We start from the raw sequence: 15223 nt of genomic DNA, 5'->3' as shown, positions 1-15223 counted from the left end.
GCTGGCCGCTTCGACCTTGCTGGCCATGGCCTGCGCGCCATCGATGCTGCGCGCCCAGGCACTGGAGCAGTACGACTACCAGCCGGACCGCATCTATCCGGTGCGGACCGGACTGGGCATCACCACCCAGATCGAGCTCAGCCCGAGCGAGAAGATCCTCGACTACAGCACCGGCTTCAGCAGCGGCTGGGAACTGAACCGCCGCGGCAACGTGTTCTACCTCAAGCCGAAGAATGTCGACGTGGACACCAACATGATGGTGCGCACGGAAACCCACTCGTACATCTTCGAGCTGAAGGTGGTGGCGACCGACTGGAAGACGCTCGATCAGGCCCGTCGCGCCGGCGTGCAATACAAGATCGGGTTCAAGTATCCCGCCGACGCCAGCTTCGCCCAGGCCAAGAAGGCGCAGGAAAAGGTCGCCATGCAGAGCGCGACGCTGATCCCCGGGCGAAGCTACAACTTCGATTACGACTACGCCACCCGCAGTGCCAAGAAGGCCCCGTGGCTGGTGCCGGTGAACGTCTACGACGACGGGCGCTTCACCTATATCCGCATGAGCGACCTCAAGGCCTTCCCCACGGGCGACTTCCCAGCGGTGTTCATGCGCGAGCGGGAGCACAGCGAAGACTCGCTGGTGAACACCACCGTGGAGGGCAACACCATCATCGTCCACGGCACCTATGCCTACCTGGTGATCCGCCATGGCGACTATGTCGTGGGACTGCGAAGGAACGTGAAGAAGTGAGCGCTCAAAATCCCCCCAATCACGGCGACGAGCACGATCATTCCGCCAGTCCGGTAGCGGGCGAGCATGCCGACGCGCTGGCCGGTAACCCGTACGCCAGTCACTACCAGCAGCGTGCCGAGGAGCCAGATCTCGACGCCGGGGCACCGCAACTTCGTGCCAGCGAACTGCGGCGCATGAACCATCGTGCGCTGCTGCTGCTCGGTGCGGTCGTCCTGCTGCTGCTGTTCGTGGCGTACTGGATGATCCAGAGCGCCACGGCATCGCATGACAAACCCAAGCCACGCGAGGAAAAAGTGACCGTGGCCGAAGCACCGGCCGCGGTCGCCCTGCCGCAATTGCCGCGTCCGGCGCCGGCTCCAGTGCCAGCGCAGCCCATTCCCCTGATGCCGGCACCGGCTCGCACACCGTCATTGCCGCGCGAGCAGCCGCAGGGGCCGCGCAAGCCCAGCCTGGTTCAGCGTCGCATCCTGGCAGCCGAAGTCGGTAGTGCCGAGCTTCCCCCCGCGGTGCCGATGCCAACTTCCACTGGTACTGGTCTGCCGGGTAGCGCCGATTCGGACATCACCAATGCGCAGCCGCTGACCAAGCCAGACACGCTCATGCAGCGTGGCACGTACATCCGCTGCGTGCTGGAAACCCGCATCGTGTCCGACATCCCCGGCTACAGCACCTGCCTGGTCACCGAACCGGTGTATTCGTTCAATGGCCACACGCTGCTGCTACCCAAGGGGTCCAAGGTGCTCGGCAGCTACCAGAAGCAACAGAACCAGCGCCGGGTCGACGTCATCTGGGACCGCATCATCACGCCCTCCGGCATCGACGTCAGCATGAAGAGCCCGGGCATCGACAACCTCGGCGGCGCGGGTCTACCCGGCCATTACGATGCGCATTGGGGCGAGCGCATTGGAGCGGCACTGCTGATCAGCATGCTCAGCGACGCCTTCAAGTACGAAGCGGCCAAGCACGGCCCGACAACCACCACGATCAGCAACGGCTATGTCACCCAGGAGCCGTTCGAGAGCAATACCGCGCGCACCGTGCAGGACCTGGCCAATCAGGCCGTGCGCGAGGCTGCCAATCGCCCGCCCACGGTGACCATCAACCAGGGCACGGTGATCTACGTCTACGTCTCCAAGGATGTGGACTTCAGCGGCGTGGTCGCGCGGTTCTAAGGGGTTAGGCCATGGACGACATCGCTGCCGAGATCTCAAATGACTTTCTCGACTACCAGTACCAGGTGCTGGGCGTGCGCGAGTTCATGGCCTCGCCCGACGTCACCGAGATCTGCATCAACCGCCCCGGCGAGATCTATCTGGAGAGCCGCGGCGGGTGGCAGCGCGTGGAGGTGCCTTCGCTTACGTTCGAACGCGCGCGGCAGTTCTGTACGGCGGTGATCAACGAGAGCAATACCGGACAACGCATCACCGACGTCGACCCGGTGGTGTCGCTCACCTTTCCCACCGGCCAGCGCGCCCAGTTCGTCATCCCGCCCGCATGCGAGGCGGGCAGCGTATCCATCACGATCCGGCTGCCTTCCAAGCAGCTCAAGACGCTGGAGCAATACCAGTGCGATGGCTTCTTCGATGACATCGTGGAGGTGAACCAGGGACTGGGCGAGCACGACAGCGAGCTGCTTGAGCTACGCGCGGCGCGCCGCTATGCCGACTTCTTCCGCAAGGCGGTGCTCAACAAGAAGAACATCGTGGTTTCCGGCGCCACCGGCAGCGGCAAGACCACCTTCATGAAGTCGCTGGTCAACCACATTCCGGCGGACGAGCGACTGGTCACCATCGAGGACGCCCGCGAGTTGTTCATCGAACAGCCCAACGTGGTTCACCTGCTCTACTCCAAGGGCGGCCAGAGCGCCAGCAACGTGACGGCCAAGAGCTGCATGGAAGCCTGCCTGCGCATGAAGCCGGACCGCATCATCCTGGCCGAGCTGCGCGGCGACGAGTCGTTCTACTTCATCCGCAACTGTGCCTCCGGCCATCCGGGGTCGATCACCAGTTGCCATGCAGGCAGCACGGAACAGACCTGGGATCAGCTCGCCCTGATGGTGAAGGCATCGGCCGAGGGCGCGGGGCTTGAGTTCGCCACGATCAAGCGATTGCTGCGCATGACCATCGACATTGTCGTGCACATCAAGGCGCACGCCGGCAGACGCTGCATCACCGGTATCGACTTCGATCCGGGCCGCACGTTTGCCGAGCACTGATGTGAACCAGGGAGGATCCGCATGTTCACCGGAATGGAAATGACGATGTGCCCCAACCTCGCCGTGCCGGCGGGGGTGATGCAGCACATCGTGCAGGTCGAATCCGGCGCCAACCCGTTCGCAATCGGCGTGGTGGGCGGCCAGTTGGTGCGGCAGCCTGCGTCGCTAGACGAAGCGTTGGCGACCGTGCAGATGCTTGATGCCAAGGGCTATGACTATTCGCTCGGCGTGGCCCAGGTGAATCGTCGCAACCTCGGACGCTACGGGCTGGACACCTATGCGAAGGCCTTCGACGCTTGCGCCAACGTGGCTGCCGGCGCGCAGATCCTCGCCGAATGCTACGGCCGCTCCGGCCAGGACTGGGGCAAGGCCTTCAGCTGCTACTACTCGGGCAATTTCGTCACCGGTTATCGCGATGGCTACGTGCAGAAGGTCTACGCTTCGATGCAGGCCGATTCGTCAAGCCAGGCGCCGAAGGCTTCGCCCATTCCCCTGAGATATTCAGGTGCCCCTCGACGCGAGGCCGTCGCCCAGGTGCTGCTCGCAGCGGATACGCAGGGCTACCGCGCCGCCCTGCGCAGTGTGGCGATCGATGCAGCCGCCAATGCAGCGGTCTCGGTGGCCGCCGGCACCGCGGGAACGCAAGATGCGCTCAGGCCCGGATACTCCGTGGCATCCGCCGAACTCAGCTCGCCAACCTCGCCATCCAAGGCGCAGAAGAACCCCACATCGGACGTGTTCAGGCCCATCGTGCGCGGCCCTCGTGACCCGGGCACGCCAGCCGTGCAGGACGGACCGCCAAGCCCCTCCACCGCGGTGACCATGGGCGACCGCGCCGCCGTCGACAAGGACCAGCGCGATGCCGCGTTCGTATTCTGATTCAGGACGGCATCCACGCGATGTCGCGATCGACAGTGACCGCAGCAATGGTGCTAGCAACCGGCCGTCCGACCGCACCTCAGTATCCGGCGCCGTGCCGGATACCGGCAATGAATCGACTGCGCGCATCGCAGTCGGGACCGACGTGGCCATCGCTTGATAGCCGCAGCAACCTCAACACAGATAGGGAAATTCACCATGGCACCGACCTCGTCCAGCGACCACAGCATCCTCCACTCGCAGCGTACCCGGCTGTTCCTGTTCATGTGCTTAGCCGCGTTGATCGTCTTCGCGATGCCGGGGGCAGCCTTCGCCTCAGATGATACGGCGAGCACAGTGTGCGGCTTTGCGAGCAGTGTGAACAAAGTGCTCAACGCCATCTCCATTGTGGTCGTGACCATCGCCGTGATCTTTTCCGGCTACCAGATTGCTTTCGCGCACAAGCGCATTAGCGACGTCGCCCCCGTGATGATCGGCGCGATCTTGATCGGCGCTGCCGGCCAGATCGCCAAGATGTTCCTTGCCCAGAGCACCACCGACGCGGGCGCGACGGCCTGCACCGCGCAGGTGATCACCCACCTGCTCAATCACTATGCATAAGAACGCGCTGTTTCGAGGCTGCACCCGCCCCCCGATGTTCATGGGCGTACCTTACGTCCCGTTCTTCATGGGCGCGGGCGGGTGCTTTCTCCTGGCGGTGTACACCAATTTCTTCTACCTGCTGCTGCTACCCGTAGTCATCTTCGTGATGCGCCAGATGGCGCGCCGCGACGAGATGATTTTCCGGCTGCTCGGGTTGCGCCTGCAGTTCCGCACACGCGTGCGCAACCTGGGCGAAAACGACGGTATGTGGGTATTCACCCCTAACAACTATCGCGACCCGTCCAAGTCGAAACCGTGAGTCCCACCAGATTCCCCGGCACACCGGGGAATCGCCCCGGATCGAAAATCATGCCCAAGCCCGCCTTCTTGCCAGACACCCCGATCAGCGAGTTCCTGCCGCTGTCCACGCATGTCTCCCCGACCGTGCTTAAGACCACGGGTGGGGACTTTCTGCTGGTTTGGCGACTGGGCGGCCTGCCGTTCGTCGGGCGGGAGGAATGGGAAATCGAGCATCGCCACAACACGTTCAACCGCATGCTGCAGACGCTGCGTGCACCGGATTTCATCAACGTGGCGTTCTGGGTGCATGACGTACGTCGACGGCGCCGGCTGAGCGATCACAGCAAGTTCTCGCAGGCCTTCAATCAGTCGCTGTCGGACAGCTATTACGAGGCACTGTCCAGCCAAAAGCTGATGCAGAACGAGCTCTACCTCACTCTGATCTACCGACCGGTGGTCAGCGGCAAGCGCTTCGCCGAAAAATCAGCCGACCTGGCGCGGTTGGAGGCCGAGCAGTTGGAGGCCGTCAATACCATCCTGGAGTTGGCAGGCAACGTCGAGGCGGTGCTGAAGGACTACGCACCGTACCGGCTGGGCATGTACGAGGCGGCCAACGGCGTGGTGTTCTCCGAGGCGCTGGAGTTCTACGGCTACCTGCTCAACCGCATCGATGAACCGGTGCCGGTGCTGCCGGCACCGGTTCCCGAGTATCTGCCGATCAGCAAGCAGCGCTTCTCCGCCAAGACCGGCGACTTCGTGCTGACCGCACCCGACGGCAAGAGCCACTTCGGCGCCATTCTCAATATCAAGGAATACACCGACGGCACGTATCCCGGCATCCTCAACGGGCTGAAGTATCTGGATTTCGAATACGTCATCACGCATTCCTTCAGCCCGATGGGTCGTCAGGATGCGCTGAAAGCGCTGGATCGCACGAAAGGCATGATGATCTCCTCCGGCGACAAGGCCTTCAGCCAGATCGCCGAACTCGACCACGCCATGGATCAACTCGCGTCGGGCAACTTCGTGCTGGGCGAGTACCACTTCACCATTGCCATCTACGCCGCGAACCAGGAAGCGCTGTCGCAACAGATCGCCACCACACGCGCTGAGCTTTCCAACGCGGGCTTCGTCTCTGTGAAGGAGGATCTCGCCGTCACGGCGGCCTTCTATGCGCAGTTCCCCGGCAACTGGAAGTACCGCACCCGGCTGGCCAATGTCAGTTCGCTGAACTTTCTCGGCCTGTCGCCGCTGCATAACTTCGCCACCGGCAAGAAGGGTAACAATCCCTGGGGCGACTGCGTCACCACACTGCAGACCACCAACGGCCAGCCCTACTACTTCAACTTCCACGCCACCCACCCGGCCGAGAACTCGCTCGGTGAGAAGGCCATTGCCAACACCATGGTGATTGGCAAATCCGGCACCGGAAAAACCGCGCTGATCAACTTCCTGCTCAGCCAGGTGCAGAAGCTGCAGCCGGCGCCCACGATCTTCTTCTTCGACAAGGATCGCGGCGCCGAGATCTTCGTGCGCGCATGCGGCGGCAACTACCTCGCACTGGAGAACGGCCAGCCCACCGGCTTCAACCCCTTCCAGTGCGAGCGCAGCGAGGCGAACGTGCAGTTCCTCGCCGACCTGGTCAAGGTGCTGGCGGGCAAGAGCGTGTACAGCTCGCGCGAGGAGGAGGACATCTTCCGCGCGGTCGAGAACATCCTCGACACGCCGATGCACCTGCGCACCATGACCAACTTCCAGAAGAGCCTGCCCAATATGGGCGACGACGGGCTCTACATCCGCATGCGCAAGTGGACAGCCGGCAATTCGCTGGGATGGGTGTTCGACAACCCGATCGACACCATCGACCTGGAGAAGGCCAACATCATCGGCTTCGACTACACCGACATCATCGACAACCCCGAAGTGCGCGTGCCGGTGATCAATTACCTGCTGCACCGCCTCGAGGCGCTGATCGACGGCCGGCCGCTGATCTATGTAATGGACGAATTCTGGAAGATCCTCGACGGCAAGGGCGGCCTGAAGGAATTCGCCAAGAACAAGCAGAAGACCATCCGCAAGCAGAACGGCCTGGGCATCTTCGCCACGCAAAGTCCGGAAGATGCACTGGCCAGCGACATCGCTACCGCACTGATCGAGCAGACCGCCACGATGATCCTGCTACCCAACCCCAACGCCAGCCGCGACGACTACGTCGGCGGACTGAAACTCACCGACGCCGAATATCAGGTTGTCGTGAGCCTGGACGAACGCTCGCGCTGCTTCCTGGTGAAGCAAGGTCACGCCAGCGCCGTATGCCAGCTCAATCTGCGCGGCCTGGACGACCACCTTGCGGTGATCTCCGCCTCTACGGACAACATCGAGGTCATGCATCACGTGATCCAGAAATGCGCGGCGGCTGAAGGATTTCACGTCGATCTGTTGAAACCTGACTTATGGCTATCTCATTTCTATGAGGAGCGTAAAGGAACGGGAAAATTAAAATCTTCCCTTCGGTCTGATTTCGGGGTGGCACACCACTCCACAAATGCCAAATCCCTTGGATCATGAGGAGTGACAAATGAAATCGCTCTCCACAAGTCGCTTTTTTGCCGCGTTCTTCAGCGCGGTCTTCATCTCGATTTACTCAGCAAACGGGGCTGCGCAAGTACTCGTGCTTGATCAGGGAGCGATAACAGCGAGCCATGCCGACGCCTCGGCATCATATATACGGCAAGGCCTGCAATATGCGAGACAGGCGGAGCAACTCGCGCAGCAAGTAGCGACGGTTCAGAACATCCTGGTGCAAGCCCAGAGCTTGGGCACCAACATTTCGCTATTCGATACACAGCTGAAAGAAATTACCAACACGGATCAGATCATTCAGTCAGCCTGCCCTGGCGCCGAGAGCGGGATCATGGGCGACCTCATTGGGTCGCTTGCATCTGTATTAACATCCAATCAGCCTCTCGCAAAACGGCAGCAGATGCTATGCGCCCAAATTGTAGTATTCCAAATCGACGAATACAACAAGACAGCCAAAGCGCTGAATGCGATAGGAACCGCAAACACCTCCACGCTCAATAAGCTAAACAGCCTCATCGCCACGGTTGATACTCTGGGCAAAACCAGCAACGCAGAAGCGCAGGCAGCGGGAATCAATGCAACCGTAACAACGGCTATGGCTACTTGGCAGGCACAAATAAAAGCAGACGACGCAGTCATCGCAACACTTCAGAAGCAACAGGCCATATTGGCTACCGTAGCAATGAAGGGGAGCAATACGATACTTGGCAATGTCGTCCAAGCCACTGCATTAAAGGCTGCATTCACAATAAATAATTGATCCGATCAATTTACTAAGCACTGCTCGACAAGCCGACACCCTCGGCCTGTCAATCACGGAATACGACAACATGGAAAATTTAGGTGACTATGCCTATTACACATTGGTGTACAGCTATCTACAAAATGAGATCGAGGCTTTTCAAAGCAAAGTGATTGGCAATGCCGTCGCATTCGCGAGCGCGGTAGCGCTGGTCCTTATCACACTGTGGATCCTTATCCAAGGGTATCGGATAATTACTGGCCAATCTCGTGAGCCAATGATGGCCCTCGTCACCAATGCAGCACGCATTGTCATCATTGTCACGGCTGCGACATCAGCGTCGATATTCTCTCAACCATTGCAGAGTTTTTTTTCAAGCGACGGCAGTGGCAGCATAGGCTCGGCAATTGGTCAGCTAGTATCGGGAGAACCCTCTCCTGTTGCGCAGATTGACCGGAATATGGCTGCCACTCAGCTTACACTTGCGGCGATCGATGTCGTTCAGGTGCCACCCGGCGACACAGAGAATGCGCAAGCGAAAGCGCACGCGATGATGCTAGCCGGATTCGGTGCTGCAAGCCCCCCAATGGCGGCAGGTGCCATGCTTCTTCTTTACCAATTCACTATGGCGCTTTTCATCGGGCTAGGGCCAATATTTATATTGTGTTTGATATTTGACCAGACGAAAGAACTTTTTCGGAAGTGGCTTCTTTATGGAATAGGCACACTCTTTTCGATCGCGACCCTGTGCTTTATCACCTCGGTTGTATTGAAACTCACTGTCAACGTGGCGGCTGCACTTTGGACAGCGGACCTAATCAATAACTTTACAGGTCAAGGCGCAGAAGGGTTCTCGAGCCGGGCGCTCGAACAGGGTGGTATAGGACTTCTATTGACAGTGTTGATCGTCTCGGTGCCGCCGCTTGCAGCTGCCTTTTTTCAGGGTACCGTGGGTAACTTTTTGACCTACTCCGCATTTGGCAACGGAGCCAATGGCGTGGCTCGTCCCGGACCGCACGGCCAACCTCCTGGATCGTATGGTTTCAGTGAGGGCTATCGCCCACAACTGGCGTCCGGCTCGGGCGAGCTACCTCAAAGGACCAGTAACGCAATGCAACGCAATCTCTCCCCGAGTGTGGGCCGGACAGATGCCCGCCTTACCAGCGCGAGTACCTCCACCGCATTTGACGCAATGAAAACGACCCCTCAAAGGCATCCGTGATACTGATATGAAAGCGATCCGCCTGGCTATTCTTGTATTTCTTTTGGCGTTGACCAAGGCGACTTTGGCTGAGGGTAATTGCCCATCGGGCTATTACCCAATTGGCGCCCCGAATGGTCAGGCGGGTCCGCAAGGCTGCGCTCCTATACCGGGATACTCCGCCAGTCCACAAGGACCCGCCCCGATAACTGCACCACCACCAAGGTGGGAAAGCCGCTGGCTTGCGGTAGCCACTGATGCGCCAAACGGGGTTCTGGGGACGGCGCTCGATCTTCCCACCCGCAACGCGGCCGAAAGCGCTGCCATGCAGGACTGTGTAAATAAAGGTGGCACGGAGTGTGAGATCAGTCTTTCACTGGGAAACGGATGTGCAGCTTTAGCGGCTGGCAAAACCGGATTTAACGTACGCGGGGGAGAAACAGAGAACGAGGCTAGGACGCGGGCAATGAAAACATGCGACGCTGCAACCACCGGTTGTGCCGTCTACTTTTCCGCTTGCTCTCCACCCGTGCGCGTGCAGTGAAGAGCCGTCTTCTGCCATACCCTGAATTCACAAGCAACTACGTCACCGCGCAATCGCTGATCAAGGCGCATAAAAACAAGGAAGCGTGTCATGAGACTACGTAGTTTAATCACTACTGCCACGCTCAGCGGGGCATGCCTAGTTATGCCTCCGACCAGAGCTCAGACGGTTGACCCCTGTACCGTTTACTTATGCATGGCGGGCATCTCCCACTTTGGAAAAAGTGGTGGCCCCGACTGCGCACCGGCGCTGACTTATTGGCACGCTCCAACGCCTGCTGGACTGGCGGTTTATCACCCGCCCCAGGGGTTCAACGCACCCGCCAGCGTTGTACAGCGCCAGACATATATGGAGAGTTGCGCGACGATCACGGTCAATCCTGTAGTCGTGAGCGCCATCATCACCATGCACGGCTCGAAACCATAGGCTCCGATCTACTCCAAGAAAATACGCAGGTCCTGCCTTACAGGAGCAGGCCTGCTGATTGGCGGGTCGACGCCACAGAGCTTAGGTTCACTCTCCCATATGTGGGTAGCATCAATTGGTCGGCTGCAACCGTTGCGACCACCTTTTGTTGCCTCACTCAAAAGGGATCCTAATGAACGAAATACTCCTCGCCGGCACACCGCGTCAGCAAGCTGCGTGGCGCGCAGTGGTCGGCGCGGCGGAGGCGATCGCCCCATTGCAACTGGCGCCGGATGATTCTGGCGAGGCAGCCTGGATCGCAGTTCCGGGTGGTGGATTCCTGTTCCCTTAGGTGTCTAGAGCCGTCCGAGGGCGAACCATTTCGCGCAGCCGACGCAGCGTCGCTTCTGCTACCACGGCCGCGATCTAGCTCGAGGCGCAAAGAGCTTCACAGCCGAGCGCGTTTTGGTTTGGCAACCTCACGTACACGGAAGATTCTTGAGATTGTTTTGGAGTGATTGCCATGAAGGGTTTGCTTGCTGTTTCCGTTGCCACGTTCGCGCTCTGCCTCGCGGCGTACCATGCCCCACCGGCGCCGCCTAGTGTTCAGGCTGCTGATACGCCGGCGCTATTGCCCGTCAGTGCTGTGTCGATCCAACCGGCAGTGGGAGCAAGCTCCGCACCGGATCCGGCTCTGTTGCTCGATGGCAAGCTCGACAAAGGCATGGCCTACAACGAGTTCCGCAAGATCGTCATCGACAATGGCTGGCAGCCACAGCCTGATGCGCAATGCATGGCCAACGTGGTGGGCGGCAATTACAAGAAGCTTTGCTCGGAGCACCCTGAGCTGGGCAGTTGCAGAGCCTGTATTGATGTGCGGGAGCTCAGCTCGTGCAGTGGCGACGGGCACTGCCTGATGCAGTTCAGTCACGAAGGTTTCGGCAAGACGCTGCAGGTTGGTACCTACGGCGAGATCGGGGACTGGGACGCTCCGGCCGGCAAGTCCTCGCTCTCGGTCACGGGATGGGAATACCGCTCGCCTGCAGCTCAATGAGCCGAGCATCCGGCAGTCGCGACTGCCTATCCCCGTCGCTCGCCTCAAGCAGTGACGTCGATCTCCGTGCAGCCGGAAGCTTGCGTGCCGGACCGGAGAGAAACCCATAGCGCGCTCCGCGCTCTTTTCATCATCAGGAGGAACGGACTCCCATGAGCAACCAGCCACTTCGCGATCTGATCCATCGCGGCGAGTCGCAGAATCACGGGTACAACGACTACAACGGCGGCACGTACACCGGCAGCGACGGGCGGCAGCACATCCGCGAATCGAGTCGGCCGATCGACTTTTCCAGCATGACGCTGGGCGAGGTGCAGGCACTGCAGCACCGCGGCGAACTGTTCGCCGTGGGGCTCTATCAGGTGATTCCCGGCACCATGGATGCGGCGGTAGCGAGTCTTGATCTCGACCCAAAACAGCGCTTTACGCCGGAACTGCAGGACCGGATCTTTTCCCAATACCTGATGACCGACAAGCGGCCCGAGGTGAGGGACTACGTCACCGGCAAGCCCGGCGCGAGCCTGCACGCGGCCGAAGTGGCGATGTCATTGGAATGGGCCAGTTTCGGCGATCCCAACAAGGGCGGCGCCAGTCACTACGGCGGCGCGAATTCGGCGAGCATCTCGGTGCGCGAATGTGGCGAGGCGCTACAGCAGATGCGTACCGACTATCAGGCAGACCTGGCGCGTGGGCTATCCCCCGACGCTGCGTTCAAGGACGTGACGATCGGCAACGGTCCCCTGCGCGGACAGGCGCAGGAGCGTTCCGGAGACGGCGGCGTCGTGCTGGCATTCGGCGACCGCGGCGCCGCGGTCACCTCGCTGCAGAATGGATTGCACCGCCTCGGCTATACCGATGCCGACGGCACCCCGCTCATGGCGGACGGGGACTTCGGGCGCAATACGCAGCATGCGGTGGAAGCGTTCCAGCGGGATCATCGGCTGACGGTGGATGGCAAGGCCGGCCCACAGACGGAAGCGGCCATAAGTCGGACGCTCGCAACGCAGGGCGTGCAGACCATACAGAGCGAGTTGAACTCGCTCGGCTATACCGATGTGCAGGGCCATCCGCTGGCGGTGGACGGCGCATTCGGCGCGAACACGCGCCACGCGGTCGAGGCTTTCCAGCGCGATCACCGGCTCACCGTGGACGGTCGTATGGGTCCGCAGACGCAGGGTGCGCTGGATCAGGCGCTAAAGGTGCGCGTTCCCGACACGCGCACGCAGAGCGTGCTGCCACTGAGCGATCCGAAGTCACCCGATCACGCGCTTTACGAACAGGCACTGGCCGGCGTGCAGAAGATCGATGCCGACATGGGCCGTCGTTCCGACCAGCTCAGCCGCAACCTTGCCGCAAACCTGGCGGCGGAAGCCAAGGCGCTTGGGCTGACGCGCATCGACTCAGTTGCCATCAGCGAGGACGGTGCACGCACGTTTGCGGTGCAGAACGAAAGCGGCGTTCGCCGCTACGCGGACGTGACCACCGCGCAGGCCGTGCGTACGCCGATCGAGCAAAGCAGCCTCCGTGCGGCGGACTTACAGACGCAGGCACCGGAGCCGGACCGGGCCTCGTCGCAACCAGTCGTCGCGGCCACCGCGGCACCATCGCGAGGCAGCGTCATCGACCTCGGATAAGGCGATAACACACCGCGCGGGCCCGAGACGACACGCGATATTCCAGCTTCCACCAGTCCGGATCGAACCATGCGCCTCGCACTCGCCAGCCTGACCCTCGCCCTGCTCATCACCAGCTGCAGCCGGGCGAGCTTTGCCGCCAGCGAGGCTGGTGCCCCTGCGCGGCCGATCAAGGTGCCGCCGGCAAGCGAGAGCGGAGCGCCATACACCAAGCTGCGCCAGCGGCTGGTGCTCGACGGCTGGCTACCGCTGCATCACGCGAACTGCGCGGCGGACACGGGACGGCCGCAGGCGTGCAACCGCTGGCTGGAGCTGCAGCGCTGCGATGCGTCCGGCCACTGCAGCGCAGCGTGGGGCAATGCCGACGGCACCGAGCTGATGCGCCTTCAGCTCTTGGGAGTGCCCGGCGATGGCGGCAAGCCCTTGGCCAGCGCCGACGTGCAGGTGGAGGGCACCGAGCAAACCACGCCCGTCGACCAGGCTGTGCCCGCGCCGAGCTGCCCATCGACGCAGTTTATGCCGTTCCTCCAGGCATTCGCCGCGCAACCCTCGTTGCGCCGGGCGTTCACCGTGCCGCTGGTGCTCGCGAAGGTACTGGTGTCCGACGGCAAGGGCGATCGTACCGAGATGGTCTACGTGCCCGGCGAGCAACCGGACGTCTTCGACGTGAGCTACCGCGACGGCGCGTTCCACCATGTCGGCATCGACGGCGTCGATCCGACCCCGCTGGCGCTGCAGGTGGAGCAACCCTCGGCGCAACTGCGGGACGTGAGCTACCTCTACGGCTCATCGGAAGGGCGCGGCTTCCGCTTCACCCTGCGCGAAGGTTGCTGGTACCTCACCGGCAACCCGCAGCCCACCGGGCCCTGAATGCCCCCACCACGCCGCATCATCGACCACTACACGGAGGTAGATCATGTCCCGCTACACCATTACCGAGAGCGTCGGTTCCCGGGTGCTTCCAGTGCACTCGTACGAGGATCTGCACAAGCATCACCCCAGCGCCGGCCGCCAGCCCAACCGCGAGTACGGCACGATCCATGGCGAGTTCGAGGAGATCCGTCACGCGGACGGGCGCACCTTCGTCAAGAAGGATTTCATCCTTTCGCAGGACGCCCGCGGACCGGTGGAGATTCCCGCGCCGGTGTCAGGCTATGCCCATTTCCTGCACGACGACTACAACACCGTGCAGATCTACGACAAACCGTACGGCACGCCGGGCGCGAAGCGCGAGGGTCAGGTGCTGCACATGGTGCGGGGCAGTTCGTCGTTCGCCGAGGGCGCGCACGTGAGTTACGGCCAGCCACTGGGCGAGATGGGCCAGACCGGCAGCCCCGGCTCGATCCACGCGCACGTTGAGCTGGAGGTGGGCCAGTTTCAGCGTTACATCCGCGACATCAACGACGGCACGATCCGTCCTGGCGTCATCCCGCGCGGCGGCAGCGCGGAACAGCCGGTGCCGGTCGATGGCGACGTGCTGGCCAATGGCAGTCGCGGAACGGCGGTGGCCGAGCTGCAGAAGCGCCTGGCGACCCTGGGCTATGTCGACGCGCAGGGGCAGCCGCTGAGGAGCGATGGCGCATTTGGCCCGGCCACTCAGCAGGCAGTGGAAGCGTTCCAACGCGACCATCGCCTCACCGTCGACGGCAAGGCGGGGCCGCTGACCGATGCAGCCATCGAACAGGCGCTGTCCAAACAGGAGGTCTCCCGTTTGCAGGTCCGGCTCAATACGCTCGGCTACAAGGACGCCCGCGGCCAGGCCCTGCAGGTGGACGGCGACTTCGGCGCCAACACGCGCTTTGCCGTGGAAGCCTTCCAGCGCAACCACCAACTGAACGTGGATGGCAAAGTTGGGCCGCAGACGCAGGGCGCGCTGGAACGGGCGCTGCGGGACCACGCCGCGCAGAAGGCGACGACGTGCGGAACGCTGCTGAGCGATCCAAACAATCCGGACCATGCGCTCTACGAGCAGGCGCTGGCGCAGGTGAAGCGCATCGACGAAGCGATGGGCCGCCCCTCCAACGAGCATACCCAGCGCCTCGCCGCCGCGGCGGTGCCGGTAGCCAAGGCGCATGGCCTGACCCGTATCGATGGCATTGCGCTCAGCGGCGATGGTTCGCGCACGTTCGTGACGCAGAACGACTCGCCGATGAAGCGAATCGCGGAGCTGTCCACCGCACAGGCCGTAGCCACGCCGATCGAGCAGAGCAGCGAGGCCGCGCGGCACGTGCAGGCGCCAACAACGCAGTCGCCAAGCCCGTCGCGCAACACCCAGCTACCGCCTCCGCTGCAGGGGCAGGCGTCCGGGACGACTCTCGTGGCATAAGCGGGAG

14 protein-coding genes are annotated in these 15223 nt (G+C 61.9%); all 14 read left to right on the top strand.

Annotated elements, in window-relative coordinates; genetic code table 11:
• Nucleotides 1–25: 25 nt before the first annotated feature.
• Nucleotides 26–748: a TrbG/VirB9 family P-type conjugative transfer protein gene (locus tag ACTHJF_RS02745; RefSeq protein ID WP_440265808.1), complete on the top strand. Its 723-nt coding sequence runs from the start codon at nucleotides 26–28 to the stop codon at nucleotides 746–748.
• Nucleotides 745–1923, top strand: a complete 1179-nt coding sequence (virB10, locus tag ACTHJF_RS02740) for a type IV secretion system protein VirB10 (protein ID WP_440265727.1) — start codon at nucleotides 745–747, stop codon at nucleotides 1921–1923. Before ACTHJF_RS02745 ends, virB10 begins: the two co-directional genes overlap by 4 nt.
• An 11-nt stretch (nucleotides 1924–1934) precedes the next feature.
• The gene (gene virB11 / locus ACTHJF_RS02735; protein ID WP_440265726.1) at nucleotides 1935–2966 is read left to right on the top strand and encodes a P-type DNA transfer ATPase VirB11; all 1032 of its coding nucleotides are present in this window, start codon (nucleotides 1935–1937) and stop codon (nucleotides 2964–2966) included.
• Between the two features lie 21 nt (nucleotides 2967–2987).
• Nucleotides 2988–3845 carry a lytic transglycosylase domain-containing protein gene (locus ACTHJF_RS02730; RefSeq protein ID WP_440265725.1) on the top strand — a complete coding sequence of 286 codons (858 nt, stop codon included), beginning with the start codon at nucleotides 2988–2990 and terminating at the stop codon, nucleotides 3843–3845.
• A gap of 198 nt (nucleotides 3846–4043) precedes the next feature.
• Nucleotides 4044–4445, top strand: coding sequence for a TrbC/VirB2 family protein (locus ACTHJF_RS02725; protein WP_440265724.1), 402 nt, complete (start codon nucleotides 4044–4046; stop codon nucleotides 4443–4445).
• A complete protein-coding gene (locus ACTHJF_RS02720; protein ID WP_440265723.1) occupies nucleotides 4438–4746 on the top strand; it encodes a type IV secretion system protein VirB3 in 309 nt (102 codons plus the stop codon). The genes ACTHJF_RS02725 and ACTHJF_RS02720 overlap by 8 nt, the downstream gene beginning before the upstream one ends.
• Nucleotides 4747–4796: 50 nt before the next feature.
• Entirely contained in the window at nucleotides 4797–7295 is a 2499-nt protein-coding gene (locus tag ACTHJF_RS02715) for a VirB4 family type IV secretion/conjugal transfer ATPase (protein WP_440265722.1), read from the top strand.
• 10 nt (nucleotides 7296–7305) lie between these two features.
• Nucleotides 7306–8070, top strand: a complete 765-nt coding sequence (locus ACTHJF_RS02710; RefSeq protein WP_440255012.1) for a hypothetical protein — start codon at nucleotides 7306–7308, stop codon at nucleotides 8068–8070.
• 70 nt (nucleotides 8071–8140) lie between these two features.
• A complete protein-coding gene (locus tag ACTHJF_RS02705; RefSeq protein ID WP_440265721.1) occupies nucleotides 8141–9274 on the top strand; it encodes a type IV secretion system protein in 1134 nt (377 codons plus the stop codon).
• A gap of 7 nt (nucleotides 9275–9281) precedes the next feature.
• The gene (locus ACTHJF_RS02700; RefSeq protein ID WP_440265720.1) at nucleotides 9282–9797 is read left to right on the top strand and encodes a DUF4189 domain-containing protein; all 516 of its coding nucleotides are present in this window, start codon (nucleotides 9282–9284) and stop codon (nucleotides 9795–9797) included.
• 928 nt (nucleotides 9798–10725) lie between these two features.
• Nucleotides 10726–11256, top strand: coding sequence for a hypothetical protein (locus tag ACTHJF_RS02695; protein ID WP_440265719.1), 531 nt, complete (start codon nucleotides 10726–10728; stop codon nucleotides 11254–11256).
• Between the two features lie 152 nt (nucleotides 11257–11408).
• The gene (locus ACTHJF_RS02690; RefSeq protein ID WP_440265718.1) at nucleotides 11409–12890 is read left to right on the top strand and encodes a peptidoglycan-binding protein; all 1482 of its coding nucleotides are present in this window, start codon (nucleotides 11409–11411) and stop codon (nucleotides 12888–12890) included.
• 69 nt (nucleotides 12891–12959) lie between these two features.
• Nucleotides 12960–13760, top strand: a complete 801-nt coding sequence (locus tag ACTHJF_RS02685) for a hypothetical protein (protein ID WP_440265717.1) — start codon at nucleotides 12960–12962, stop codon at nucleotides 13758–13760.
• A 46-nt stretch (nucleotides 13761–13806) separates the two neighbouring features.
• A complete protein-coding gene (locus ACTHJF_RS02680) occupies nucleotides 13807–15216 on the top strand; it encodes a peptidoglycan-binding protein (protein ID WP_440265716.1) in 1410 nt (469 codons plus the stop codon).
• Nucleotides 15217–15223 lie beyond the last annotated feature (7 nt).

Origin of the sequence: Dyella sp., from assembly GCF_051962475.1 — a bacterium.
GTDB lineage: Bacteria > Pseudomonadota > Gammaproteobacteria > Xanthomonadales > Rhodanobacteraceae > Dyella_A.
Note: the sequence above shows the minus strand (reverse complement) of the source record. Positions and strands in the feature narration are given on the sequence as shown.